This is a genomic window from Psychrobacter sp. YGAH215 (assembly GCF_007280595.1).
GTDB classification, from domain to species: Bacteria; Pseudomonadota; Gammaproteobacteria; order Pseudomonadales; family Moraxellaceae; genus Psychrobacter; species Psychrobacter faecalis.
In genome coordinates, this window is record NZ_VKLR01000021.1 from 46,934 (window position 1) to 71,379 (window position 24,446).

Below are 24,446 nucleotides of genomic sequence, written 5' to 3' on the forward strand. Positions count from 1 at the left end.
ACGCCTAGAATGCTATCTTAGGATGTTTACAGTCCTCTATATTAACACATATCTCAAAATAGCTGAAAAATCGTCCTTTTAAGCCATATTTATGCCCTTAAAAGTTCTGCCATTTCATGGTAAATACAGTGAACACTCAACATCATTCATGCTGCTTATTAACCCTACGTAGCAATCTGTAAATCCTACTTGCAATCACTCAAGTCATTGGTTAAGATAATTATATTCTGAAGTGTTGGCTAGTAGATGTTTATTCCCTGAGCCGATAATGCTTTACCAGGATGTGGTACCTATTGCCTCATTGTGTATGCCTGCACCGCTTGCGGTGTCTCAGGAAACCTGCAGAGGCAGTGACGCATCCGCCCTGAACTTCACGGTTCATGGGTCACCATCTTACGGCGGCACTTCGGTTGTTTTATTCAGTTATTAGCTATTTTATTTATAAATATTATCTTTTATAAAAAATGGTTTTTAACCACGAAAAAGCCCCTTTTATCAATGATAAAAGGGGCTTTTTTTATGCCGGCGAAAATGTCTATTTAATAATAAATTGATTATTCGTCATTGGCAGATTTGGTAATTTTCTTCACATCTTTAGGGATGTTTTTAGCCGTCCCATCGACAGTAGTATGTTGTTTAAACACATTGCCAAACGGATTTTGTTGCTGCTGACCAAACGGATTTTGATTGTTCATACCACCAGCACCGCCAAATGGATTTTGACCGCCCATGCCGCCTGCGCCACCAAACGGGTTTTGTCCACCCATCTGTTTTGCCATCATCTCCATCATTTTTTGCTGATTGTTCATAACGTAATTATTAGCAAAGTCTTTGAGCTTTTTTTGCACCGGCGGCAATATCACCAGTAAGGCTAATAAATCACTGAGCACACCCGGAATCAGCAGCAAAAGACCCGCCGCTGCTACAGCGACACTTTTAATCATGGTTGATTCTTGTGGACGCATCGCAGGGTTCATCATACCGCCAGCTTTCATCTGCTGCGCCATTGGATTGAGTGCTGCCATCCCTTTACGTATAAAAGAGATACCGATAACGGCGGCGATAATAAACCACATAAATACCCACCAACCGCTCATAAACTGCGCAAGTAAATACCAAAGCAGCATCTCGATAATAAACCAAACGATGGCAATACCAACTATCTGACCCATAAAGTGTCGTCCTATAAGATAAAATCTAAAAAATTAAGCGCCATGCAAATTAATATGGCTAACATATGATGTATATGGGGATTGATTGCTATACTATCAAACTTACGGCTGATTTTTAAGCCATAAAACAAAATGTAAGTAAGACGGAATACTATGGCAATTATTATCGGGATTGACCCGGGTTCGCGCATGACCGGTTATGGCATTATCCAACAAACGGGCGACAAACTTACGTATATAGACGCAGGTACCATTCGCACAGATACCAAAGAGATGCCTGAGCGCCTAAAGCGTATTTTTAATGGCTTAACGCGTATCACCCAGCATCATTTAAAATATGGCGACGAGCCGATTTATACTGCTATCGAGCAAGTTTTTATGGCAGAAAACCCAGACTCAGCGTTGAAGCTCGGGCAAGCTCGCGGTGCGGCGATTGCTGCTATGGTCGCTCTTGATTTAGAAGTATCGGAATATACCGCTCGCCAAATTAAACAAGCGGTCTGCGGCTATGGTGCAGCGGCAAAAGAGCAGGTACAAGAGATGGTCTGCCGCATTTTGGCGTTAGAGGTGGTGCCCCAGCAAGATGCCGCTGATGGTCTTGCCTGCGCCATTTGTCATGCGCATTCAAGCCATTCCATGAACAAACTCATAATGAATAGCGCCATGCGCGGACGCGGCACATCGAAGAAAAAAGGCCGCTGGCGTTTGACCGAAGAAGACTTGGGCAATTTGCGTTAATATAAAAACAGATATTCATAGAATAAAGCAAACGCCCATAAAAAAACACGCGTGCAAACGGCGCGTGTTTCTTGTTTAAATTATCTCTTCTATTTAAGTCATAATTTTAAATAATAAAAATGACCAACAAACCTACTTTAACAAAGCATTACTCTACCACGCTACTCTCAATCACTGCATCGAGTACATAGGCATATTCTTGCGCTTCTTCATTCTCGTTAGCGTCTAACTCATAGCGCTGCAGACGTAGTACTTCATCGTGCATACCATCGGGCTGATAGCCATCGATTTCACCGTTAAAGGCTGTCCACTCACCTTCGCTAACCTTGATACCTTGGTCATCATAAGTAATGGGTTTTACTTGTAAGCATAACTCTGAACTCTTGTCGGCGCAGGGTATTTTCTTAGCATTGACCGCCCAAAATACCGTTTCACCTTTACTGTTATATTTAGCTTGCGAAGTCAGCTTTCCTACCCAAACTAGCGTCGCCGCGTCGCTTGTGATTTGCGTTAAGACAGGTTGATGACTTTCAGCCGTTGCGCTCTCAGCACGACCGTTTTCGACATTGGCGTCTAATACTAAGGTCAATTGATTCTCACCTTGCATTAGCTTATTCAATTGGTTTTCAGCCTTATCAAGCTCACCGCACGACATTTTGGTGCTCATACCGTCTTCGATGGTCAACGTCTGACCTTGAAGCTGATATCCTGCGCTCATGGTATTGCAGCCGACACTATAGTTTAGGCTATTCTCACCTTGGTATTGGCTAAAGCTCAAGCGCACTTGGTCTTTGATATCGAGCAATGTATTTAGTGGCTGTGCACCTTTATCGCTTGCAGACATCAGTGTCCAGCGATAACGGGTAAGATTGGCTATCATTTGTTCTTCAGTGCTCATCTCAGCCGCCTTGGACTCATCATTTTCTAGCGTAGCAGTATCACCATCGACTTCGTTAGCATTTTCTGTCTGTACATCATTCTCGCCATTCTCGCCTAGCACTGAGGATTCTTGGCAGGCAGTTAATGTCAGACTTACCGCTAGAATGCTAGGCAATACAGCAAATCTAGCCAAAGACTTTATAAAAGATGATTCCGTAAAATATTGGGTGTCAAAAGATGAGGTCATAACAGTCATACCTTGTGAGTAAACCTTTTCGATATTCCGCTTTTTAACATACGAAGTTTTTACTATACAAATCGCAATTGTATCTATTTTTGTAAAGTGTTCATAATTTGACCACTATAGCGCCGATGTCATCTATTATTGTTACAAAGTGTTTAATTTTATAGATTGATAGTAACTGTTTTCGATAGTTTTTCTAATTTTACAATAAAAAAAGCCTTAACTGGCTAATATGGTGGTTAGCGCATTAAGGCTTCTGGCTATGTAAAGCTCGATTTATAAAGCGACCTTATCATTCATCATAAGCAGGTTTGGCTTTTGCCATATTTTTAATACTAAAGCGCTCATGCATCATTTGATAAAAACGCGCCAAATTTTCGCCCTGCTCGTTTGGATTAAATTTTAGCGCTTTACCAAAATCTAGACCCAAATACAGTACGATATCGGCAAAACTTAACTGATCACCGACCAAATATTCATGACCGTTTAAGGCATTTTCAAAATAAGGTAGGGCTTTTATCGCGCGGGTAATAGAGGGCGCGACAAACTCAGGTACTTGCTCGACACGCTGCGCTTTGGACGGATGGCTATGCTGAAACGCCAGCATAAAGTTGTATAGCACCTCAAACTCGGCAATACGGCGCATCGAGCATACTTGCGCCCGCTGTACGACGTCATTACCCATCACCGAGCGTTCGCCATAAACACGGTCGAGATACTCGCATACTGCCTGCGAGTCATTCAGCACCGTACCATCATCCAAGGTTAGAACGGGTACGGTCTGCATAGGGTTAATTTTGGTAAATTCCTCGGACATCTGCTCATTGGTAGCAAAGTCGATATCGACCACATCAAGATCATCCATATCATCGACATCGATACCTTTTGACGCCAATAAAATAAGCGCTTTACGTGGATTTGGGGCGGTACGGGTTAAGTATAATTTTTTCATGGCAAACTCCTTGTAAGACGGTTTTAAAGCGACTCAGCGCCCTTTGGTTTTATTATGATTATTGCATCATCGTTCATGGATAAAATTATGAATATCATGTGTAGACATTTCAGCCTGTTATTATCATAACAAAACCTTATGAAATATGCTGTTTTAATAAAAATCTGAGAAAGTAAAAGCCCTATAACATGACGTCATAGGGCTTATTAACTTAAAACAACTGCTTGGACTAGCTGCTCAACTTATTTGTTAGGCGCAGGCGTGGTACGGAGATAAGGTTTAATTTCGGTATGGCCTTTTGGATAATTGGCGGGAATATCTTCATTTTTCACGCTTGGTGGAATGATAACGTCATCGCCTTCTTTCCAATCAACTGGCGTTGCGACGTTATACTCATCAGACAATTGCATCGCATCGATAACTCGGACGATCTCATCAAAGTTACGGCCACAGCTGGCTGGATAAGTCAGCGTTAAGCGTACTTTTTTGTTTGGATCAATGATAAATACACTTCGAACCGTCGCGGTATTGTCGGCATTTGGATGAATCATGTCATAAAGATCCGCCACTTTGCGGTCTGAATCGGCAATGATAGGGAAGTTAACAGCGGTACCTTGGGTTTCTTCAATATCTTTGGCCCAGCCTTTATGGTCCTCTAAACCATCAACTGATAGGGCGATTGCTTTTACATTGCGCTTTTGGAACTCACCGCCTAATGCTGCGGTACGACCAAGCTCAGTGGTACATACTGGCGTGTAATCTGCAGGATGTGAGAAAAAGACAACCCAACTGTCCCCTGCCCATTCGTGGAAATTGATATCACCATCAGTGGTTGTCGCGTCAAAATTTGGTGCAGTATCACCTAAACGTAAATTTGCCATGCTTTATTCCTTATTTATATGAGTGATGAGCGTTAGTATTTATTCACCTCTAAAGGTATCCATGCGCTCTATTGTTATAAACGTACTTAGTTATAAATGTACTTAGTTATAAATATTCCTAGTTATAAATGTACCTAGCTATCAACGTACTTGGTCAATACTACACAATAACTCAAAGTACGTCAGCAAGAATTCTCTTCTATCTTAGCAAACTGGTTATGAATGTCTTGTGATGGATTGTAATGCGCTTATGCCATTTATTACTAAGCGCATAAGTTTGCATTTAAAATATTCACCAAATTAATATTCTGAACCCTTCAAGAAAATCCACGTTCATAAAAAAGCCCATCTCTAGCGTACTAGAAATGGGCGATTTTGAAAACTACTATTGTTGAGTAACGTTTTAAACTTTAATAATAGCGCCAATAGTTCTACACTAAGCCGGTTTATAGCTGTCACGTAAGCTCACGATTTGATTAAACACTGGCTTGTCGCTCGAGTGGTCTTCACTATCAGCAATAAAGTAGCCCTCACGCTCGAACTGGAAACGCGTACCAGCATCGCTATTTGCCAATGATGGCTCAACTACGGCATCGAGCTCAATCAACGAGTTAGGATTTAGCGCTTGATGAACGTCGGCGACGCTACTTGGATCTTCAGCGCTAAATAGCTGCTCATACATGCGTACCGTCGCTGGGACGCCTTGGCTTGCTGAGACCCAATGAATCACGCCTTTAACCTTACGGCCTTCAGGGTTGTTACCCAAAGTCGCAGGGTCAATCGTGGCTTTTAGCTCAACAACATTGCCAGCGTCATCAAGAATATGCTCAGTCACTGCCAACACATAAGTGTTACGCAGACGGATTTCTGGCTTTTCTGGAGATAAACGCTTATAGCCTGCTGGCGGCTCGATCTCGTAATCGCCTTGGTCAATATAAAGGGTTTCGGTAAACGGAATTTCACGCTCGCCCATATCAACATTTGGATGGTTTGGCTGCGTGAGCCATAAAGTCTGAGCGTCTTCATCCCAGCGCGCATTGACGCTATCAGCTTTTTGCGATTCCCAACTGCTAACCGCATCGTTAAAGTTAGTAATCGTCACTTTTAAAGGTTTGAGAACCGCCATACCGCGCGCGGTCGTCGTCTCTAATGACTGACGAATACTAAATTCTAATAGACGAAAATCAACGACGCTGTCTACCTTAGTCACGCCGACGCGTTCACTAAAATCGCGTAAACCTTCAGGCGTATAACCGCGGCGGCGCATACCTGCAATCGTCGGCATACGTGGATCATCCCAACCGCTAACGATACCTTCGTCAACCAACTGCTTTAATTTGCGTTTACTGGTCAAGGTATGGTCGACGTTTAGACGACTAAACTCGTACTGGTGCGGCGGCACATCAAAGCCAATTTTTTCAACTGCCCAATCATAAAACGGGCGATGGTCTTCAAATTCCAGTGTACATAAAGAATGGGTAATGCCTTCGAGTGCATCAGAGAGCGGATGGGCAAAATCATACATCGGATAAATACACCATTTATCACCGGTTTGATGATGGGCTTGGTGCATAACACGATAGATAACAGGGTCGCGCATATTCATATTTGGGCTTGCCATGTCAATCTTGGCGCGCAGCACGGCTTTGCCTTCGGCAAACTTGCCTTCTTTCATATCATTAAAGAGTTTTAAGTTTTCTTCGACACTGGCATCACGCTGCGGCGACGGCGTGCCAGCCTCATTAAATGAGCCACGATTATCGCGAATTTGTTCAGGCGATTGCAAGTCTACATAAGCATCACCCTGTTCAATCAATTGCACGGCCCATGCGTACAACTGGTCAAAGTAACCGGACGCATGGTGCGCCTCGCCTGCCCACTCAAAGCCAAGCCATTTCACATCATTTTCAATATTATCGATATAGTCTTGCTTTTCTGCAGTTGGGTTGGTGTCATCAAAGCGCAAGTTACAAACGCCGCCAAACTCTTCGGCGATACCAAAGTTTAAGCAGATAGATTTGACATGACCTAAGTGCAAATAGCCGTTTGGCTCAGGCGGAAAGCGCGTCACGATTTGCGGGTATTTTTGCGCTTTGATATCATCGCGAATGATATTACGAATAAAGTCATTTTTTTGTTCGTCTTTTTGTACATTGTTGCTTGAGTGCTCACTCATTACTCATTGCTCCTAGCGTAAGGTTTTAGCCTTTAACACGTGTCATTACGCTTTATAAAAGGTTCAAAATAAGAAAATTTAAAATAATTAATCAAAAATCGCTGATAAAAGATAACGTTGCGTTATTCTATCAGCTTTTGCAAAGGCATTAACAGCCTGATACATGACAGACGACAAAAAAGCCGTTAGACTAGCCATAACTTTTTAGTCAGCAACTTTTTAGCCACCATTTAACAGCGTTATTTTAGACGCTATAATCAAAAAGGAATATCACATGGTAGACATGCCACCAGTAGTAGAACTTGACACCAATATGGGTGCGATCGTTATCGAACTCAATGAAGAAAAAGCGCCAAAAACTGTCGAAAACTTTTTAAACTATGTTAAATCTGGGCATTATGACGGTACGATTTTCCATCGCATCATTGACGGCTTTATGATTCAAGGCGGCGGTATGGACGCTGAAATGAATGAAAAAGCGACCAATGCACCCGTTGAAAATGAAGCGGACAATGGCTTGAAAAATGACAAAGGTACGATTGCGATGGCCCGTACGCAAGACCCACATTCAGCAACCAGCCAGTTTTTTATTAACGTAAAAGACAACGATTTCCTAAACCACTCTGGCAAAAACATGCAAGGTTGGGGCTACACCGTATTTGGTAAAGTCACTAGCGGCATGGATGTTATCGACAAAATGCGCGGCGTACCAACCGGTCGTTTTGGCATGCATGCTGATGTGCCAAACGAGCCAGTGGTTATCAATTCAGCCACCATCATTACGCAGTAATCGTTTTTTATAAACGGTATAAGCGGTTTGTCATTAATAGCCGCTTATCTTACCTTATGAGGATAAAGATACATGCAAAGCTTTAATCATTTAATCACGACCCGCCCTCATGAGGTGCGGCAAGTTTTGATTAGCGATTTGCATTTATCGCCAGAAGAGCCTGCCTTAGTGCAGGCTTTTTTGGCCCTGCTTGATGATTGCCTTGCCCTACCTCAGCTTAATCGCTTATTTATCTTAGGCGATTGGTTTGAGGTTTGGATTGGCGATGACGCTTATTTGACTTTGTCAGAAGACGCGCGCCAAATCCATTGGCTCACGCCGCTTATCGTTAAACTAAAAAAACTACGGATAGCTGGCTGTGAGATATTGGTCATGCATGGCAACCGTGATTTCCTCTTAGGTCAGCCCTTTTGTAGCTTATTTGGCGGTGAGCTGATTTATGAGCCGTATTATTTAACCGTCGGACAGCAGAATTACCGCTTAGAACACGGCGATGCCTTATGTACCGATGATAAAAAATATCAGTTTTTTCGCAAAATGATGCGTAACCGTTTTACCCAGTGGTATTTACTCAATAAATCGCTGACAAAACGCTTAGCCATCGCAGATAAATTACGGCAAAAAAGTCAGCAAAATAATGCCAACAAAGCCGCTTATATCATGGACGTCAATAAAGATGCAGTAATACAAGCCATAGCAGACAGCGATGCGTTGTTACATGGTCATACCCATCGCCCAGCCATTCATCAGGCGACGGCAGATAAAAAACGCTATGTACTTGGTGATTGGCGCTTGCTTGATAAAGACTCACGCCAGTCAAAAGTCAGCGCCGTGATTGGGGCGGTGACGGCAGATAGCGATACAGGCGATAATGCTGCTGATTTTGAGTTGGTTGAGTTTAAGATATTGGTTTGAAACATATCATTCTGAATAAAAAAGGGTTGCCATGAACTGACTCTTTCTATATTTGGCGGTTAACTTATCTACTCAAACCCATAGCTGATTAATCCTAAGGCATCAACTTAAAGAAATGCTGACGATAATGTTTTAGTTCACGAATAGAATCGCGAATATCATCTAAGGCTAAATGGCTGCCGCCTTTTTCAAAGTTCCTTAAAATATCTGGACGCCAGCGGAAACACAGCTCTTTAATCGACGACACATCAAGGTTGCGATAATGGAAGAAGCGCTCAAGCTCGGGCATTTGGCGGGCTAAAAAGCGGCGATCTTGGCAGATTGAGTTACCACACATCGGCGACTTGCCACTATCGACCCATTTATTCAAAAACTTAATGGTTTCCGCTTCTGCTTCCGCCAAGGTCACCGTACTACGGCGCACACGGTCAACCAAGCCTGACTGGCCATGCTGCTTGGTATTCCAGTCATCCATTTTATTTAATATTTGATCGGATACTTTAATGGCAAACACTGGCCCTTCGGCAAGGACGTTTAAATCCTCATCGGTCACCACGGTCGCAATCTCAATAATCTCATCATTTAAGGTATCAAGTCCGGTCATTTCTAGGTCAATCCATACCAGCCCTTTTTTACCTTGGTTTTTGATTTTAATTTTATTGGGATGGTCGTCGGTACTCATAAAATATCCTATGGTCAATAAAGTTTGGCACAACTTGTGAGCCATGTTAATCAATTAAACTGACTCTAAATGGTCAGGCTAAAATCATATGCTTTGCACTTGGTTGGCTATAATGCCTAATAAAACGAAAACATTACAAAACCACTATCTGCTAGCGGCGCTTTAGGCTGTATGTTAGCAAATTTTCACGCTACACTTAGCAATATTTTTCTAATAGGTCACAACCCATGGCATTAATCCGGCAACGCAAACTGACTAAACAACAGATTCGTCGCATCGACAAACAACAGCTCGATAGCCAAGACAGCATCGATGACAGTTTGATGGATGGCGTGGTCATGGCGCATTATGGTAAGCAGCTAGAAGTACAAGTGACCAGCTTGCCAGCAGTAATTCCTGTGCAGCCCGAGATTGCGCCCGATGACCCTGAGCCATTTTGGCAGGAATTAACGTTAGGCGATATTTGGCGTTGTCATGTGCGTACCAATCTGCCTATGCTAGCAGCGGGTGACCAAGTACGCTGGACTGCAGACCCTAATACCGGCTTTGGACGTATCGAGTCCGTCAAGCCTCGCACCTCGCTCATTTCGCGTCCTGACCGTTATCATAAGCTCAAACCCGTCGCCGCCAATGTCGATATTTTGGCCATTGTATTTGCGCCCTTGCCTGCCGCTGCGCCGACATTGATTGATCGCTATTTGGTCGTTTGTCATCATGCGGGCGTAAAGCCATTATTGGTACTCAATAAAGCCGATTTGTTGGCGCAGGAAAACGGCGTCGATACCAGTGAATTATTGGCACAATACGCGGCGCTTGGTTACGAGAGCGTACTGACCTCGGTTGCGTGCCCTGAAAACATCGCTAATAGCGATGAGCAAATAGGGCTTGATGAGCTAAAGCGCTACATCGATAAGAAACTGGTCATTTTTGCTGGTCAATCAGGCGTCGGTAAAAGCAGCTTAATCAACGCCTTGCTGCCAGAATCAGGACAAGTGGTAAATGTCATTTCTGAAAACTCAAAGCTCGGTCAACATACCACCACCACCAGTCGCTTATTGCCCTTTAACCCCGACGACTTAGACCAAGGCGGCATTGTCGACACCCCTGGTATTCGTGAGTACGGTATTTGGCATCTCACCCCTGATGATATTATCTCAGGCTTTATCGAGCTTGCACCGCTGGCAGGTGATTGCCAGTTCCGCGATTGTCGCCATACCCATAACAGTAAAGGCTGCGCCTTATGGCAAGCGGTTGCGGACGGCGAAGTGTTGCAGCGCCGTGTTGAAAACCTTGTGACGTTAACAGAAGAGGCGGATACTAAGCCTTATTAGCAGATATGTCTAAAGGTTACTGATAAAGGAACGACGAGATAAAGGAACGACGAAGCCATCGCCCGTTTACTATAGATGACCTTATCGGTATAATAGCGCCTTGTTCACCATCGTTGAGCTGTTATCTCAGTTTGACCGAACACTTATATTTTTGGAGGTATGGTTTGGATCGTGCGCTGGAATTTGTGGGCAACCACCCGTTTTTATTTGGTATATTAGCCGTGCTTGCCGTGCTGTTTTTTGCCATTGAAAACAAACGTAGTGGCAGAAAAATATCGCCCAACACTTTGGGTATGATGGTCAACTCGCAAAATGCGCAGCTGATCGATATTCGCGCCAAAAAGAAATTTGAAACCGGTTATATCCAAGGCAGCCGCAACATACCTTTTACTGAGCTTAAAGACCGCATTGAGGAAATTCGTGCGATTGAGCAGCCAGTCATCATCGTCTGTGATATGGGTATCCAAGCAGGTGCTGCTGTCCAAATGATTGGTAAAGACAATGTCTATCGCCTAGATGGCGGAATCGGCGGCTGGCAAGGCGCTGGTATGCCATTGGTTGGCATAAAAGATACTAAGTCTAAAAACAAGGGTAAAGCCAAGCCAAGTTTGCATAAGTAAGACAAATCCTATTAGCTGGTCTTATTAACCAGCAGTACCAATCAAAAAGACACCTTTTTATCAGGTGTCTTTTTTTATACGCTAACTATGCTACCGTCAGCACTTTTTAACCAACACTGCTTGAATTTGCCATAGCCATCCCCACTTTATACGGAGCAGCAGCAAATATAGGGGTTATTTACGTATTGATAACGGATTATATTAATGACTACCCTATAATTTTTTTACCTTACTATATATCCTATTACTTATAACAAAATTGTTTCCCCATAAATTTATAAATAAGGAAAGACCATGACTGTACCTGTGCAAGTTTATACCACTCCAATGTGCCCATACTGCTCAAACGCTAAGCAATTATTACAATCTAAAGGTGTTGATTATGAAGAAATCGGCATGCATGACATCAGCCGCGAAGAGCGCCAGGCCTTGATGCAAAAGACCAACAACTATCGCACTGTACCGCAAATTTTTATTGGTGATATCTTTGTCGGTGGTTTCGACGAGCTTAACCAAATGAACCAACAAGGCAAACTTGACGAGCTATTAGCCGGTTAATCTGCTATTGTCCTTTTCTGTCTATTTTTATTGGTGTAAAAATAGACAGCGTTAAGAATACAGCTTTGTGATAAAAAACATTTAAAAAAACTGCGTAAAAGACCTTGAGATAAATCTCAAACCTTAGTTTGCATTTATATTACAATGATATGTTGTTACAATGACAATCTGCCCCATTATTTGATTAACTTTTAGAGGAATGACCATGGCTGAAGAGCAAGCACAACCACAATTGGCACTAGAACGCATTTATGTAAAAGACATGTCACTTGAAGTCCCAGGCGCCGCTGTATTTACTAAAGAGTGGAACCCTGAGCTTGATATCAATCTATCAAGCAATGCTGAAAAGCTTGATGACGATCATTATCAAGTGGTATTGACGGTCAGTGTCAACGCTAAAAACGCTGAAGAAGCGGCATTTATCGCTGAAGTGCATCAAGCGGGCATTTTCTTATTAAAAGACATCCCAGAAGATCAAATCGGTCAAATCTTGGGTGCTTATTGCCCGAACGTATTGTTCCCGTATGCGCGCGAAGTGATCAGCGACATCGTAACGCGTGGTAGCTTCCCGCAGTTATTGCTTGCTCCTGTTAACTTTGACCAAGCATATGCGCAAAGCCAACAGCAAGCGCAAGTTGATGCTCAAGGTAACGCGTAACTTTTTGCTAAAGCATTAGCTAAGCTGCATTTAAACAATAGTATCTAAAAGCCGTTTACTGAATTTAAGTAAGCGGCTTTTTTATGGACGTTTTTTAGTATTTGCTTTTACGCACTAAAAAACCCTGCTGCTATTAATAACAAGCGGCAGGGTTTTGAATATAACGGTTAATCAACACGTCTATCGGCGACGTTTAAAAAGCTTTAGCCTTTTAGTGCCGATAAGATTTGCTGTTTAACGTCATCAATGCCTTGGGTGCCATCGAATTTGTCATATTTAGGAGCATCGCCGCCCTCAGCTGCTTTTTCTTGATAGTAACCAACCAAAGCAGAGGTCTGCTGTTGATAGGTTGCTAAACGATCACGAATGGTCGCTTCTTTATCGTCTTCACGCTGAATCAACGGCTCGCCCGTCACATCGTCGATACCTTCGACCTTAGGTGGATTGTGGTCGATATGATAAACACGCCCAGAACCAGCATGCTGACGACGGCCTGATAGGCGCTTAACGATTTCATCATCAGGCACGCTGATTTCAATCACATGGTCAATCGCTACGTTGGCATCAGCAAGCGCTTGGGCTTGTGGAATGGTACGCGGAAAACCATCTAAAATACAGCCGTTGACACAATCAGGCTTGGCGATGCGTTCTTGCACGAGGTTAATGATAAGATCATCAGAAACCAAACCACCAGCGTTCATCACATCTTTTGCTTGTTTGCCAAGTTCCGTACCTTCTTTGATGGCGGCACGTAGCATATCACCTGTTGAGATTTGCGGGATATCATACTCTTTAGAGACGAACTGGGCTTGGGTACCTTTACCGGCGCCTGGTGGACCTAGCAAAATAATACGCATCATTATACGACTCTCCTTAATAGATAGGATTTTGGGACTAATAAAACTTAGGGATTGGTGGGTTGCAGAGCTTACCTTACCTTGTGGCTTTCAAAAGCTCAAGTATTTTTAGTCTTGATGCGGCAAGTTACGATGACTTATCTGTTCATGAGATAAGATTGTGCGGGTTATGCGCCGCCAAAAGTATGACGGCACACATTTACTAAGTATTCAATTTTTACAATATATCTATCAAGGAACTTGTTGATTAATCGCCACATTGACCTGATTTTGGTCGGCGCTAATCACCACAGGATTGCCGGTTAAATCACCGGATTCAGCATCGGCGGTCCCGCTATGGCTAATACGCGCAATGACAGCAAGCTGGACTTTATCACCGCGAGCAGACGCAAGCGTACGTTCAGGCATCATGGCGTCTAAATCACTTAGACTAATAGTCGCCTCTCCTTGTTTAATGACGCTAATCGGTAAACGCTTGGCAGCGAACGGTGGCCCACCTTTGACATCACGAATAGCGACAAACAACACATCGTCTGCTTTTACTAATGGTAGTAAACTTGCATTAATAGAGACGGTGACCTCAACGCCCTCAGATGCCTGCTGCTGCTGCGCGCTGACGTTGGCACTCAATTCATCAAGGCTTGCCAGCGCCTGGCTATGGTCGCCCGGTTTGGCAGCAATACTGGCGCGCAAACGCTTAATCCAGCCTTGTGCCTGCTCAAAGTTATTGCCACGCGCCTCGCCCATTGCCATCAGCATTTGAGCGCCTTCGTGCTTTGGATTTTTTGCTAGTACGTCTTGTAAGACGCGGCGGCTATTGGCATCGAGCTGGCCTTTATTGGCAAAAAAACTGATTTGCGCATAAGTGGTGGCAATCTCTTCATTGCCTGGCGACAAACGATAAGCACGCGATAAGGCTTCAAGCGCTGAGTCGGTTGCTTCTAATGATAAAAACAGCTCAGACAGACGCATCCAGCGATCAGGGTCATCAGCATGACGATAGACGTTGGTCTGCATAGCACTAATTAGCTGCGTACCATCTTCAATCGCCCAAGCAGGCGGCTGATCGATTTTACCCGTCAATAGGTCATCTGCTACTTGTCCGACTTTATCTTCAGCCGCCCATAAATCAAATACTGACGTACGGTCACTGATTAAGAAATAGGCCAATCCTGCCAATACCGGCACCCATATCATGATAATCAAACGACTTTTGAAACTTGGCGCTACCATGGGTGTGACTGTGCGCTGCGCGTCCAGTAATTGGCGCTCAAGCTCGAGCTTTTGATTGCGGTAATGGACGTCATCAATGGTGCCGCTGTCTTTATCGGTTTGCAGCTCTGTTAGACGCTCACGGAATACGGCAACGTTGATGTCTAGCAGTTGGTTGTCAACAGGCTTGTCGCGCAAGCGTGAGGCGCGTAGCCATGGCATGATAGCGATAACAGCCAGTAGCAGCGCAATAAACAAGCTTAGGGCAATAAATAAGCCAAAAGTAGAAAATAGGGTCATTTTTTGTCCTCTGTACTGGTGATAACAGCTTCGCTTTTAGCATTGCTATTGCTATTGCTATTGCTACGAGACAATAAACGATCAAGCTCCGCTTTTTCTGCCGCCGATAACGCTGCGGCGCTGTCTACATTAACCGCACTTTCACCGCGCGCCACGCGCTGACTACGTTTACTTTGCCAAAACCAGCCAATGATTAGCACAATCAATAATAATGGCGGAAAAAACCACAGTATCCAGGTCGATGGGCGCACAGGCGGCTTGTAAGTAATAAAGTCGCCATAACGCTCTTGCATATATGCGCGTATTTCCGCATCACTACGACCCTCTTTAATCATGTCGTACGTTTTTTGCTTTAAATCTTGCGCAATGGGCGCATCAGAACCTGCCAAATTTTGGTTTTGGCATTTTGGGCAACGCAGCTCCTCGATAAGTCCGCGATACTGCGCTTCTTGCTGCGGCGAATCGAAGTCATAAACGTCAATGGCAGCATGCGCATTGAAACTGAGGATAAAACTCAGCAAGCACGCAAGCATTAAGCTGGCTAACTTTATTATAAAATTTGCTGGTTTTATGCTTTGTGCTGACAGGCTTTTTGATGACATGTTTTTTGATGAATGTGCCTTTAAAGATATGGCGTTCATTTACACACCTCCTGAACCTGACTAGGATCGGGACTGACATTTTTCTTATCCGCTTCATTGAGCACCATCAAACAGGGCATGATGCGGCTTTGCCAGTTGCTTTCATTAATCTCACCAACAATATGCTGACGAATAATACCTTGCCCATCAACCACAAAGGTTTCAGGCGCGCCAGTTAAGCCTAAATCTAAAGCAAACTGCCCAGATAAATCCTGAATAGACATGGAGAATGGGTCGCCGCCACGATTTAAATATCCTAGCGCATCACCGATGTCATCTTTGTAATTAACACCAACCAAATTGACTCCGCGCTCTTCTAATTGCATTAAAAAAGGATGCTCAACGATACAAGTTGGACACCACGAGCCCCAAATATTCATCAAAAATGGTTGTTCGGGCAAATTGTCATTGGTCATCATACGGCTTGTATCGGATAATAATGGCAGCTCGAATGTCGGTACCGGCCGCTCAAGCGCAGTATTGGTGACGATATCCGTCGGCTGACCCAAACGCAGGTACAGCATAATAATAAAACCAACAAACACAATCAGCGGAATCAAAAACCATATCTTTATTTGGCTTTTTTTCATAGTTTTAGTCTTTTTATCTGCAGGCGCTTTTTGGGAAGAATTATTTGACTGACTCATGTTACTTCTCCCCTACTGTAGCTTCGGTAATAAATCCTGCTTTGTTGGCTGCCGTTTGCGTTGATGCCTTAGCCTTTTTAAAACGATAACGGCTATCAAGCATACTTAGCAGACCGCCTAAGGCCATGATAATCGCCCCAAGCCATATCCAGCGCACCAGCGGCTTGACATAAATACGTACCGCCCACTTATTACTGTCTTCTGCGATAGGCTCGCCCAGCGCTACATAGACATCACGCATGAGACTGGCATCAATTGCCGCCTCGGTCATTGGCATACCACTAATAATATAAGTACGTTTCTCCGGATACAAAGTTGTCACCGCGCGACCCTCTTTGGTCACCTCAACCTGTGCTTGCATACCATCAAAGTTACTGCCCCTGACTTCATGGAAATCTTTGACCTCAAAGTCGTAGCCTTGTACGTGCATAGTTTCATTTTCACCCAATGCCACATCGCGCTCGACACTCAAGGTGCTGGTAAACGCCACCCCGATGACGGCGACGATTACGCCAATATGAGCAGTTTGCTGCCCCCAGTAGCTCAAACGTAGCTGACCTAGTCCTTTAAAGAAACTTGGGGCGTTTTTGGTTTTGTCTTTAAAATCGACTGCCATCCAAAGTAAGACCCAAAAGCTAACCGCCAGCGTCACGCCAATATTTAACATATCAGACGGGCTAACAAAGTAGGCAATAATCGCTGCTAATAATAAACTGCTGAACGCAATGACCATACCGGCGCCTAAGAGCGGACGGCTGTCTTTTTTCCAGCGAATGTTAGAACCCATGCCCATTGCTACTAACAGTAGCCATGCTAAAGGTACAAAGAGCGCATTAAAGTACGGAGGACCAACAGAGACCTGACCCAAATTAAAGGAGTCAGCGATAATAGGATATAGCGTACCAAGCAGAACGACTAAGGTTGAGATTAAAATAATCACGTTATTAATAACTAAAAATGATTCACGCGATATCAGCTGATACTGACTTTCAACCGTCAGACGCCAACCGCGCACAGCAAACATCAACAGTCCGCTACCGACGATAATACCCAGAATGACCAAAATAACCAGACCACGCGTTGGGTCGGCAGCGAACGAATGCACTGAGGTAATAACGCCTGAGCGCACAAGGAATGTGCCCAAAAGACTCAAGGCAAAAGCAAAAATGGCCAGCATAATGGTCCATGCTTTAAAGACTCCGCGCTTTTCGGTTACGGCCAAGGAATGCAGCAAAGCTAAGCCTGCAAGCCAAGGCATCAGTGAGGCGTTCTCTACTGGATCCCAAAACCACCAACCGCCCCAGCCAAGCTCATAATAAGCCCACCAAGAACCAAGGGCGATACCAACAGTCAAAAAGCCCCACGCCGCCAGTGCCCATGGACGCGACCAGCGGGTCCAGACAGCGTCCAAACGTCCTTCCCATAATGCCGCCATACAAAACGCAAATGGCACGGCCATACCCACATAGCCCATATACAGCATTGGTGGGTGGACAACCAAACCAAAATCCTGTAGCAGAGGGTTTAAATCGGCGCCATCGACGGGTAAATTTGGTAAAGTGCGATCAAACGGTGATGAGGTAAAGATTAACATCGCCAGCATCATCACCTGCACGCCAGCCAATATCACCAGTACGCGGGCGCGCATGGTCAATGGCAAGCCACGGCTAAAGTAAGAGACCAAGGCACACCAAGTGGCCATAATGGTCATCCATAGTAGCAGCGAACCTTCATGCCCGCCCCACGTCGCCGACAATTTATAATACCAAGGCAACAAGGTATTAGAGTGCTGGGTGACATAAACCAAGCTAAAATCATTAAAATAAAAGCCTGCCATCAATGACCCAAACGAGACAATCATGGCCGCAAACTGCGCCCACGCTAAACTCGGTGCAAGGCGCTGCCAGGCAACGTGGTCGTTCATGACACCAATGGTTGGTAATACTACCTGCAAAATCGCCAACACAAAGGCGGCCAGCAAGGCAAAATAACCCAATTCTGTGATTAACATACGGTCTAACCTTGTTTACCTTAATACGGTCATTGTTTATTTTAGAAAGCAGTATTTTTAATGCGTCTGAGAATAGTCAATAGTCGTTACTTTTAGACATTACGCCGCCATTGTCATGCTTTTTTCTGCATCTGTATCTATCAGCTATTGCAGCTTAGAAGACTTACAGCATGGTACATTAGCGTCAACTTGTCACGTTTCTGTATCCACTCTGTAGGTAATGTGTGTAAAGAACATAAAAACCCTTTCTCACTGCATGGCAGGGAAAAACACCAAGACCAAATGCAACCAACCTGCCAAGAAACCTGTCAAACCACCAAGGATAATTAGCGTCATCTCATCTTCGCGAAAAGCGGGACGCAATAGGTTTTGAAACTCATCAGGGGATAGCGCGCGAATACGATCGCGAAACAGCCCAAATATTTTACTGGCACGGCTTTCATTAAGTTCAGGGTCTCGCAGTGGCACCATAGTCGCGACGATGGATTTGTCGATAATGGTATTTTTCAATTGCCCAAACTCGCGGCGACCCAGCCCAACCCGCAATGTGGTACTAATGACCGGCGATTCTAACACTTTATACAAATGCGATTTCATCAACTCACGCGTTTCGGCGGCGCGGTCACCATACATCATCTCATTCATGATGTTTTCTAAAGTGACCAAATCTTTGACCACAATCTCAGCAAAAACTTCAGAAACTTCTTCTTGGCGCTTCATAAAGCCGCCTTGAAAGCGGTACTGAGCAATGTGCGGCAGTTGCGGCTTAATAAATGGGAAACGGTTTTGTAGCGCAAAAAACTTCACATACGGAATAAAACGTGGCTCAACTGGGTTAAACACCATCCAAATCGCAATCCAGTTGGTCAAGAACCCCCAAATAGCGGCAAAAAACGGTACCGTCCAATGCTGCGGTACCACCAAAAATATAAACATTTGGATAATACCGAATACAAGGCCAATCAAAGCACTGATATGCCAGATAAAATCAATTTCTTTTTGCCCCACTTTTAAAAACATATTGACCATCAAACGCCGGTCGCTTTCCATTTTATTGACAATCATTTTGCGCATATCGACCAAGTCTTCGACGTGATAGGTCAAATCGGTCACCAAGGATTGCATGATATTTGGCAACTCTTGATGCGCTTGAGCATAGACGCGGCGCTTTAACGCATAAGGCAGATTGCCCCACAGCGCTGGCGAATGGTCAAGCATAATCTCATCAATCAAACTATCAAGGTTTTCATCGACCGTATCGGTGATAAATACCGCCATCTGTTCTGGCTCCATCGCCTGAAAAAACTCATCGAGCGAACCCAGCTTTGAGAGCGTCTGATCAACAATCACGCCCGATATCTTGCCTGCTTTACGTGGCACGATCCCTTGCCAACCCAATCCCGGCAAACCAAAGAATGGAAAGTTTGGAATCCGAATACCCCAAAATTTAATCGGATAAAATAGCATCTTGAGTGCCATCCACACGTGTATCCAAGTGACAAATGCGGTCACTGGTGGAATGGTCAACATAGCAAAAAACTCGGGGTGTTCCGCTATCGTCTGCCACAATGAATTTGCATCCATGACTCTAATTATCCTTGAGGTGATGATGGTCGTTGTTAAGCAAATACCCTTAGTCGATTAAGAACGCTCAATAAAAACGCTCTATCCTCAATAACCACTGAATTAAATAACGCTATAGATGCGATAAGTGGCTAAAATAAATCGCCTGATTTTAGCATACTTGCTATTTATTAGCACATATCAAGCCTTGGCAAGTTGTGACTAGCGATGACACGTTTTGCGCCCTACTTGTCAACCTAAACCTTTACTATCATTTAATGATGTTAAAAATACCTAAAGAACAATGACGATCATGGCAATAACGATCCTCACAAAATAGACGACTGCTTACTGCGCCCAAGTTTTTGTTCTGTTATAATTTACGGTTGCTTAATACTACTGGCTAGCTGAATACGGCAAGTAAATTATTTGACCTTTTTATTGATAAATCATCGCGCTATGTTATTGAAATACTTTGTCTTATCCTTTATGCTCACCCCGCTTTAGATAAACAAAGAAATGACTGTATCTTTCTTGGCTTTATTTATCTGTGCTTAATCAATCATCACTTTATCAACGACCGTTTTACTGATCGTCTGGGTACTGACTTTATATGAACAAACCGCTCGCGTCCGATACCGAACAGGTCAATCGTATTTTTACCAGCCGTATTATTATCCTCGGGCTATTCATGTTTGTGGGCTTGTTGGGATTGATCGTGCGTTACGGTTATCTGCAAGTGTATGCTCATGATAAGTACACTACCCAAGCCGATAACAATCGCATTAAGCTCATCTCTGCGCCGCCCAGTCGCGGTTATATTTACGATCGTAATGGCGTGATTCTCGCTGACAATCAGCCGGTATTTACCGCTATGCTTAGCCCAGACGAAGTCGAAGATCCAGAGCGCACGCTAAATCTGCTCGCGCCCATTTTTGATCTTACCGAAAAAGACATTACCGATATTTTGGCCCGCGTTAGCAAAACCAAAAATGACCCGGTGACCATCAAAATTGATTTGACCGAAGCGCAATTGGCGCAGTTTAGTGAACGTCAGCCTTTTTTTCGTGGTATCAGTATTCAGAGTAAACTCACGCGCTCGTACCCTTACGATGAGCTATTTGCCCATGTGATTGGCTATGTCGGACGTATTAACGATAAAGAATCCAAGCAAATTAATAAGGATCGCTACGCAGGTACTGATCTTATTGGTAAAATCGGTATCGAAGATTATTATGAAGATATCCTCTTAGGGCAGCCAGGCTATCAATCGGTTGAGACCGACGCACACGGCAATATCATCCGCCAACTAGACACCAAACCACCGATCGCGGGCAACGACATCACTTTGAGCTTAGATTATGGCCTACAAAAAGTCGCCCAGCAGCAGCTAGATGGCCGCCGCGGTGCCATTGTGGCTATTGACCCCAAAACAGGCGACGTACTGGCGTTTGTGAGTAACCCAAGCTACGATCCCAATCCCTTTATCTCTGGTATCTCCTTTAAAGATTATGGCGACCTGCGCGACGATATCGATCAGCCGCTGTACAACCGTGCGCTGCAGGGCATGTATCCCCCTGCCTCTACCATCAAGCCCTTTGAAGGCTTGGGCGCGCTGCATTATGGCCTACGGGAGTGGGAGACCTCTATCTATGACCCAGGGTATTTTAGCTTGCCAGGCGACAGTCACCGTTTTCGCGACTGGAAACGCGGTGGTCACGGCACGGTAGATTTAAAGAAATCCATCATGATGTCGGTCGATACCTATTATTATAAATTGGCGTATGAGATGGGGATTCAGCGCCTTCATGACTGGATGGTGCGCTTTGGTTTTGGTGAGCAGACCGGTATTGACTTACCCAATGAAAAATCAGGCGTTATGCCGTCACCAAAATGGAAAAAAGACACCTATGATAAAGGTTGGTTACCAGGTGAAACCATCTCTGTCAGTATCGGCCAAGGGTATTTTTTAGCCACGCCATTACAGATTGCCAATGCCACCGCCATGACCGCCAACAAGGGTTATCACATCACCCCGCATTTATTAAAAAGCAGCGATGGCGCGGCGGCCGTTAACGTGATTAGCAAGCCTGATGGCAAAATTGACTACAATGGCAAACCGTCAGATTGGACGCGTATGCACGATGCGATGGAACAAACGGTTAAGGCAGGTACAGCGCGTGGCATTTATACACCGCGCTATCGCATCGCTGGTAAAACCGGAACGGCGCAGGTCAAATCTATCGCTCAAGGTAAAAGCTATAATAAAGCGGCACTCGATAAACGTCACTGGGATCATGCTTGGTTTAATGGTTTCGCGCCTGTAGAAGAGCCAGAAATCGCCCTTTCAGTACTGGTCGAAAATGGCGGCGGCGGTAGTGCCGTTGCAGCGCCTATTGGTCGCGCCTTATTTGATTATTGGATGCTACAGCGTAAAACCGACCCTATTTTGCCGCCAACTGCCGATGAGCTAAGGGCCATCAAACGCCAAAAGGCTTTTGAAAAGGCAATGCGCGACGCCTTACGTGATAAAGAGCAAGCGCTAGCGGAAAAAGCCGAGGCGCAAGGTGCCGAGAACGCAGCCACATCTGAATAAAATATATAAAACGAAATGCACCGAATAAAAAGCTGTAGATAAGAGACACTATGAAGAAACTCTCAAATGGTCGCGAACAAAAGAAAAATCATAAAGCAAAAAACGCAGTAGCGGGCGACGTACGTATCATCGGCGGGCAGTATAAACGCCGTATCGTCAGCTTTATCGATGCCGAAGGTTTGCGCCCGACTCCTGACCGCCTGCGCGAGACCTTGTTTAATTGGTTGATTGCCGATATTCATGACGCCAAAGTACTTGATAGCTGCGCTGGTAGCGGCGTTTTAGGCTTTGAAGCCTTATCACGTGGCGCGGCTCATACAACCTTTATTGAAGTAAGTTCAGCGCAAGTCACTATGCTGCGCCAAAGTGCCGAGCAATTACGCTTAGATGCCAGTAACTATCAGATTATTCAAGGCACCGCCGAGCAGGTACTGACGCAAAACCAAACGATACAGCGGCATTTTGATATCGTCTTTATCGACCCGCCGTATGCGCAAGATTTATGGCAGCCGATTTTGACAACACTTATTAAACAGTCTTTAATCAACACAGAAACGCTGATTTATTTAGAGGCGGATAAAGATTTAACCCTGCAACTGGACCAATTGGTAGCAAGTATCAACGAAAGCGCTGAGCCGCTAGCAGATATAGCGCAAAGCCTAATACGTTTTGAATGCCTAAAACAGACCAAAGTTGGGCAAGTTGTCGCTGGACTTTATCAGCTTTCAGCGTCATAATTGTCAGGTTAATAAAAGCCATTAACAAATTTTGAAAATGTTTAAAACCGCTAAAAAACTGGCCAACGCTGCAGTTTAATGTATATAAGGCGAAAATAAACCCCAATGCAGCTTGCAAGCGTAGGCGCTACTGCTTATAATGTGCAGTCTGTTTTTTGAGAGCCCCGTTCCCAGCTAAACTCTCAACGAATTCTAATTTTAAGGTTTTATCATGAAAACACTTAGTGCAAAACCAGCTGAAGTGACCCATGACTGGTATGTCGTAGATGCTGACGGCAAAACCCTTGGTCGCTTAGCTACTGAAATCGCTAGTCGCTTACGTGGCAAGCACAAGACTTGTTACACGCCGCACGTAGATACTGGTGATTTTATCGTTGTTATCAACGCAGAAAAAATCGCGGTAACGGGCAAAAAAGCGCAAGACAAAAAGTACTATCGTCACAGTGGTTACCCAGGTGGTATTAAAGAAACCAACTTCACCAAGCTGATTGCACATAAGCCTGAAGATGTTCTACATAAAGCGGTTAAGGGTATGCTTCCAAAAGGTCCTCTTGGCTACGCGATGATCAAAAAGCTGAAACTATATGCGGGTACAGAACATCCACATGAAGCTCAGCAACCTAAAGAACTAGACATCTAAGGATATACTTATGGAACGCAATTACGGAACTGGTCGTCGCAAAACTTCTACTGCTCGTGTCTTTTTAGCGAAAGGTACTGGTAGCATCGTTGTTAACGGCAAACCACTTGATGAGTACTTCAGCCGCGAAACATCGCGCATGGTTGTTCGTCAGCCTTTAGAACTACTTGAATCACCTACTGCTTATGACCTATACATCACTGTAAAAGGTGGCGGTATCAGTGGTCAAGCGGGCGCAATCCGTCACGGCATCACGCGTGCATTGATTGAGCTTGACGAAGCCAACAAACCTGCTCTAAAAGCAGCTGGCTTTGTTACTCGTGACTCACGTCAAGTTGAACGTAAGAAATTGGGTCTACGTAAAGCACGTAAACGTCCACAATTCTCAAAACGTTAATCAAAGCTATCTCTTCTCTTTTTACCACTGCCTTCTTTTTCTCAGAGTCGCTGCAGCAGTATTAAGCAAAAGAGTAGATTTGCAAAACCTTATAAGCTGGTCTCAGTTTATAAGGTTTTTTTATGGCTATTTTTTAGCGCTGCTGTTTTAACTCTATAGTGAGTGAAAAGTAATACCGATACATCACGCACTGCTGATATCCATTTTTCTTGCTTGCTGTGCCTGCGCAGACAGAGGCTACAAAAAATT

General features: G+C 44.3%; 23 protein-coding genes and 1 other RNA gene. 12 read left to right on the forward strand and 12 right to left on the reverse strand.

What is annotated here, in order from left to right; genetic code table 11:
* Positions 1 to 221 precede the first annotated feature (221 nt).
* Positions 222 to 417, forward strand: a non-coding RNA gene (gene ssrS, locus FOR85_RS09440) — 6S RNA.
* A 137-nt stretch (positions 418 to 554) separates the two neighbouring features.
* Here ssrS and FOR85_RS09445 read toward each other — a convergent pair.
* Positions 555 to 1,172, reverse strand: a complete 618-nt coding sequence (locus tag FOR85_RS09445; protein WP_144297726.1) for an FxsA family protein — start codon at positions 1,170 to 1,172, stop codon at positions 555 to 557.
* Positions 1,173 to 1,325: 153 nt separating this feature from the next.
* Here FOR85_RS09445 and ruvC point away from each other — a divergent pair, with 153 nt between their 5' ends.
* Positions 1,326 to 1,910 (forward strand): crossover junction endodeoxyribonuclease RuvC, encoded by a 585-nt coding sequence (gene ruvC, locus FOR85_RS09450; protein ID WP_102076818.1) that lies wholly within the window; start codon positions 1,326 to 1,328, stop codon positions 1,908 to 1,910.
* Positions 1,911 to 2,058: 148 nt separating this feature from the next.
* Here ruvC and FOR85_RS09455 read toward each other — a convergent pair whose 3' ends face one another.
* The 4 genes from FOR85_RS09455 to FOR85_RS09470 all read right to left on the reverse strand — a co-directional run bounded on the left by FOR85_RS09455 (position 2,059) and on the right by FOR85_RS09470 (position 7,042).
* Positions 2,059 to 3,036, reverse strand: coding sequence for an META domain-containing protein (locus FOR85_RS09455; RefSeq protein WP_144297727.1), 978 nt, complete (start codon positions 3,034 to 3,036; stop codon positions 2,059 to 2,061).
* A gap of 289 nt (positions 3,037 to 3,325) precedes the next feature.
* Positions 3,326 to 3,985 carry a glutathione S-transferase family protein gene (locus FOR85_RS09460; protein ID WP_144297728.1) on the reverse strand — a complete coding sequence of 220 codons (660 nt, stop codon included), beginning with the start codon at positions 3,983 to 3,985 and terminating at the stop codon, positions 3,326 to 3,328.
* 242 nt (positions 3,986 to 4,227) lie between these two features.
* The gene (locus FOR85_RS09465) at positions 4,228 to 4,866 is read right to left on the reverse strand and encodes a peroxiredoxin (RefSeq protein ID WP_068406656.1); all 639 of its coding nucleotides are present in this window, start codon (positions 4,864 to 4,866) and stop codon (positions 4,228 to 4,230) included.
* Positions 4,867 to 5,302: 436 nt separating this feature from the next.
* A complete protein-coding gene (locus tag FOR85_RS09470; RefSeq protein WP_144297729.1) occupies positions 5,303 to 7,042 on the reverse strand; it encodes a glutamine--tRNA ligase/YqeY domain fusion protein in 1,740 nt (579 codons plus the stop codon).
* A 274-nt stretch (positions 7,043 to 7,316) separates the two neighbouring features.
* On the opposite strand from FOR85_RS09470, the gene FOR85_RS09475 reads away from it, so the two are divergent.
* Complete coding sequence (locus tag FOR85_RS09475) at positions 7,317 to 7,832, forward strand: peptidylprolyl isomerase (protein WP_068406650.1); 516 nt, start codon at positions 7,317 to 7,319, stop codon at positions 7,830 to 7,832.
* A gap of 72 nt (positions 7,833 to 7,904) precedes the next feature.
* Positions 7,905 to 8,747 (forward strand): UDP-2,3-diacylglucosamine diphosphatase, encoded by an 843-nt coding sequence (locus FOR85_RS09480; RefSeq protein ID WP_144297730.1) that lies wholly within the window; start codon positions 7,905 to 7,907, stop codon positions 8,745 to 8,747.
* A gap of 94 nt (positions 8,748 to 8,841) precedes the next feature.
* Here FOR85_RS09480 and orn read toward each other — a convergent pair whose 3' ends face one another.
* The gene (orn, locus tag FOR85_RS09485) at positions 8,842 to 9,429 is read right to left on the reverse strand and encodes an oligoribonuclease (protein WP_102077375.1); all 588 of its coding nucleotides are present in this window, start codon (positions 9,427 to 9,429) and stop codon (positions 8,842 to 8,844) included.
* A 227-nt stretch (positions 9,430 to 9,656) separates the two neighbouring features.
* On the opposite strand from orn, the gene rsgA reads away from it, so the two are divergent.
* The 4 genes from rsgA to secB all read left to right on the forward strand — a co-directional run bounded on the left by rsgA (position 9,657) and on the right by secB (position 12,596).
* A complete protein-coding gene (gene rsgA, locus FOR85_RS09490) occupies positions 9,657 to 10,760 on the forward strand; it encodes a ribosome small subunit-dependent GTPase A (RefSeq protein ID WP_144297731.1) in 1,104 nt (367 codons plus the stop codon).
* A gap of 164 nt (positions 10,761 to 10,924) precedes the next feature.
* Positions 10,925 to 11,380 (forward strand): rhodanese-like domain-containing protein, encoded by a 456-nt coding sequence (locus FOR85_RS09495; protein WP_144297732.1) that lies wholly within the window; start codon positions 10,925 to 10,927, stop codon positions 11,378 to 11,380.
* A gap of 294 nt (positions 11,381 to 11,674) precedes the next feature.
* A complete protein-coding gene (gene grxC / locus FOR85_RS09500) occupies positions 11,675 to 11,938 on the forward strand; it encodes a glutaredoxin 3 (protein ID WP_144297733.1) in 264 nt (87 codons plus the stop codon).
* 205 nt (positions 11,939 to 12,143) lie between these two features.
* Entirely contained in the window at positions 12,144 to 12,596 is a 453-nt protein-coding gene (gene secB, locus FOR85_RS09505) for a protein-export chaperone SecB (RefSeq protein WP_068407439.1), read from the forward strand.
* A 203-nt stretch (positions 12,597 to 12,799) separates the two neighbouring features.
* On the opposite strand, the gene adk is transcribed toward secB, so the two are convergent.
* From adk to FOR85_RS09535, 6 genes are all read right to left on the reverse strand, one after another.
* Positions 12,800 to 13,456 carry an adenylate kinase gene (gene adk / locus FOR85_RS09510; protein ID WP_144297734.1) on the reverse strand — a complete coding sequence of 219 codons (657 nt, stop codon included), beginning with the start codon at positions 13,454 to 13,456 and terminating at the stop codon, positions 12,800 to 12,802.
* A gap of 228 nt (positions 13,457 to 13,684) precedes the next feature.
* On the reverse strand, positions 13,685 to 14,965 hold the full coding sequence (gene ccmI, locus FOR85_RS09515; protein ID WP_144297735.1) for a c-type cytochrome biogenesis protein CcmI: 1,281 nt from the start codon (positions 14,963 to 14,965) through the stop codon (positions 13,685 to 13,687).
* Positions 14,962 to 15,498, reverse strand: a complete 537-nt coding sequence (locus FOR85_RS09520) for a cytochrome c-type biogenesis protein (protein WP_373681952.1) — start codon at positions 15,496 to 15,498, stop codon at positions 14,962 to 14,964. The genes ccmI and FOR85_RS09520 overlap by 4 nt, the downstream gene beginning before the upstream one ends.
* Before the next feature lie 104 nt (positions 15,499 to 15,602).
* Positions 15,603 to 16,253, reverse strand: coding sequence for a DsbE family thiol:disulfide interchange protein (locus FOR85_RS09525; RefSeq protein ID WP_144297736.1), 651 nt, complete (start codon positions 16,251 to 16,253; stop codon positions 15,603 to 15,605).
* Position 16,254: 1 nt separating this feature from the next.
* A complete protein-coding gene (locus tag FOR85_RS09530) occupies positions 16,255 to 18,264 on the reverse strand; it encodes a heme lyase CcmF/NrfE family subunit (protein WP_144297737.1) in 2,010 nt (669 codons plus the stop codon).
* A 249-nt stretch (positions 18,265 to 18,513) separates the two neighbouring features.
* Positions 18,514 to 19,848: a hypothetical protein gene (locus FOR85_RS09535; protein WP_144297738.1), complete on the reverse strand. Its 1,335-nt coding sequence runs from the start codon at positions 19,846 to 19,848 to the stop codon at positions 18,514 to 18,516.
* 592 nt (positions 19,849 to 20,440) lie between these two features.
* Between FOR85_RS09535 and mrdA the strand changes: the two genes are divergently transcribed.
* From mrdA to rpsI, 4 genes are all read left to right on the forward strand, one after another.
* Positions 20,441 to 22,423, forward strand: a complete 1,983-nt coding sequence (gene mrdA / locus FOR85_RS09540; protein WP_144297739.1) for a penicillin-binding protein 2 — start codon at positions 20,441 to 20,443, stop codon at positions 22,421 to 22,423.
* A gap of 50 nt (positions 22,424 to 22,473) precedes the next feature.
* Positions 22,474 to 23,160, forward strand: a complete 687-nt coding sequence (gene rsmD / locus FOR85_RS09545; protein ID WP_144297740.1) for a 16S rRNA (guanine(966)-N(2))-methyltransferase RsmD — start codon at positions 22,474 to 22,476, stop codon at positions 23,158 to 23,160.
* A 211-nt stretch (positions 23,161 to 23,371) separates the two neighbouring features.
* On the forward strand, positions 23,372 to 23,800 hold the full coding sequence (rplM, locus tag FOR85_RS09550) for a 50S ribosomal protein L13 (protein ID WP_068407459.1): 429 nt from the start codon (positions 23,372 to 23,374) through the stop codon (positions 23,798 to 23,800).
* Positions 23,801 to 23,810: 10 nt separating this feature from the next.
* The gene (rpsI, locus tag FOR85_RS09555; RefSeq protein WP_068407462.1) at positions 23,811 to 24,197 is read left to right on the forward strand and encodes a 30S ribosomal protein S9; all 387 of its coding nucleotides are present in this window, start codon (positions 23,811 to 23,813) and stop codon (positions 24,195 to 24,197) included.
* The last annotated feature ends 249 nt before the right edge of the window (positions 24,198 to 24,446 follow it).

Excerpts from the sequence above, each read along its gene's own strand:
- orn (WP_102077375.1), bottom strand. The coding sequence starts at position 9,429 with ATGAGTACCGACGACCATCCCAATAAAATTAAAATCAAAAACCAAGGT.
- FOR85_RS09475 (WP_068406650.1), top strand. The coding sequence starts at position 7,317 with ATGGTAGACATGCCACCAGTAGTAGAACTTGACACCAATATGGGTGCG.
- FOR85_RS09460 (WP_144297728.1), bottom strand. The coding sequence starts at position 3,985 with ATGAAAAAATTATACTTAACCCGTACCGCCCCAAATCCACGTAAAGCG.
- FOR85_RS09530 (WP_144297737.1), bottom strand. The coding sequence starts at position 18,264 with ATGTTAATCACAGAATTGGGTTATTTTGCCTTGCTGGCCGCCTTTGTG.
- ruvC (WP_102076818.1), top strand. The coding sequence starts at position 1,326 with ATGGCAATTATTATCGGGATTGACCCGGGTTCGCGCATGACCGGTTAT.
- secB (WP_068407439.1), top strand. The coding sequence starts at position 12,144 with ATGGCTGAAGAGCAAGCACAACCACAATTGGCACTAGAACGCATTTAT.
- mrdA (WP_144297739.1), top strand. The coding sequence starts at position 20,441 with ATGAACAAACCGCTCGCGTCCGATACCGAACAGGTCAATCGTATTTTT.
- FOR85_RS09470 (WP_144297729.1), bottom strand. The coding sequence starts at position 7,042 with ATGAGTGAGCACTCAAGCAACAATGTACAAAAAGACGAACAAAAAAAT.
- FOR85_RS09525 (WP_144297736.1), bottom strand. The coding sequence starts at position 16,253 with ATGAGTCAGTCAAATAATTCTTCCCAAAAAGCGCCTGCAGATAAAAAG.
- FOR85_RS09445 (WP_144297726.1), bottom strand. The coding sequence starts at position 1,172 with ATGGGTCAGATAGTTGGTATTGCCATCGTTTGGTTTATTATCGAGATG.
- rsgA (WP_144297731.1), top strand. The coding sequence starts at position 9,657 with ATGGCATTAATCCGGCAACGCAAACTGACTAAACAACAGATTCGTCGC.
- FOR85_RS09465 (WP_068406656.1), bottom strand. The coding sequence starts at position 4,866 with ATGGCAAATTTACGTTTAGGTGATACTGCACCAAATTTTGACGCGACA.
- rpsI (WP_068407462.1), top strand. The coding sequence starts at position 23,811 with ATGGAACGCAATTACGGAACTGGTCGTCGCAAAACTTCTACTGCTCGT.
- rsmD (WP_144297740.1), top strand. The coding sequence starts at position 22,474 with ATGAAGAAACTCTCAAATGGTCGCGAACAAAAGAAAAATCATAAAGCA.
- rplM (WP_068407459.1), top strand. The coding sequence starts at position 23,372 with ATGAAAACACTTAGTGCAAAACCAGCTGAAGTGACCCATGACTGGTAT.
- FOR85_RS09455 (WP_144297727.1), bottom strand. The coding sequence starts at position 3,036 with ATGACCTCATCTTTTGACACCCAATATTTTACGGAATCATCTTTTATA.
- FOR85_RS09520 (WP_373681952.1), bottom strand. The coding sequence starts at position 15,498 with ATGCTTGCGTGCTTGCTGAGTTTTATCCTCAGTTTCAATGCGCATGCT.
- adk (WP_144297734.1), bottom strand. The coding sequence starts at position 13,456 with ATGATGCGTATTATTTTGCTAGGTCCACCAGGCGCCGGTAAAGGTACC.
- FOR85_RS09535 (WP_144297738.1), bottom strand. The coding sequence starts at position 19,848 with ATGGATGCAAATTCATTGTGGCAGACGATAGCGGAACACCCCGAGTTT.
- ccmI (WP_144297735.1), bottom strand. The coding sequence starts at position 14,965 with ATGACCCTATTTTCTACTTTTGGCTTATTTATTGCCCTAAGCTTGTTT.
- grxC (WP_144297733.1), top strand. The coding sequence starts at position 11,675 with ATGACTGTACCTGTGCAAGTTTATACCACTCCAATGTGCCCATACTGC.
- FOR85_RS09480 (WP_144297730.1), top strand. The coding sequence starts at position 7,905 with ATGCAAAGCTTTAATCATTTAATCACGACCCGCCCTCATGAGGTGCGG.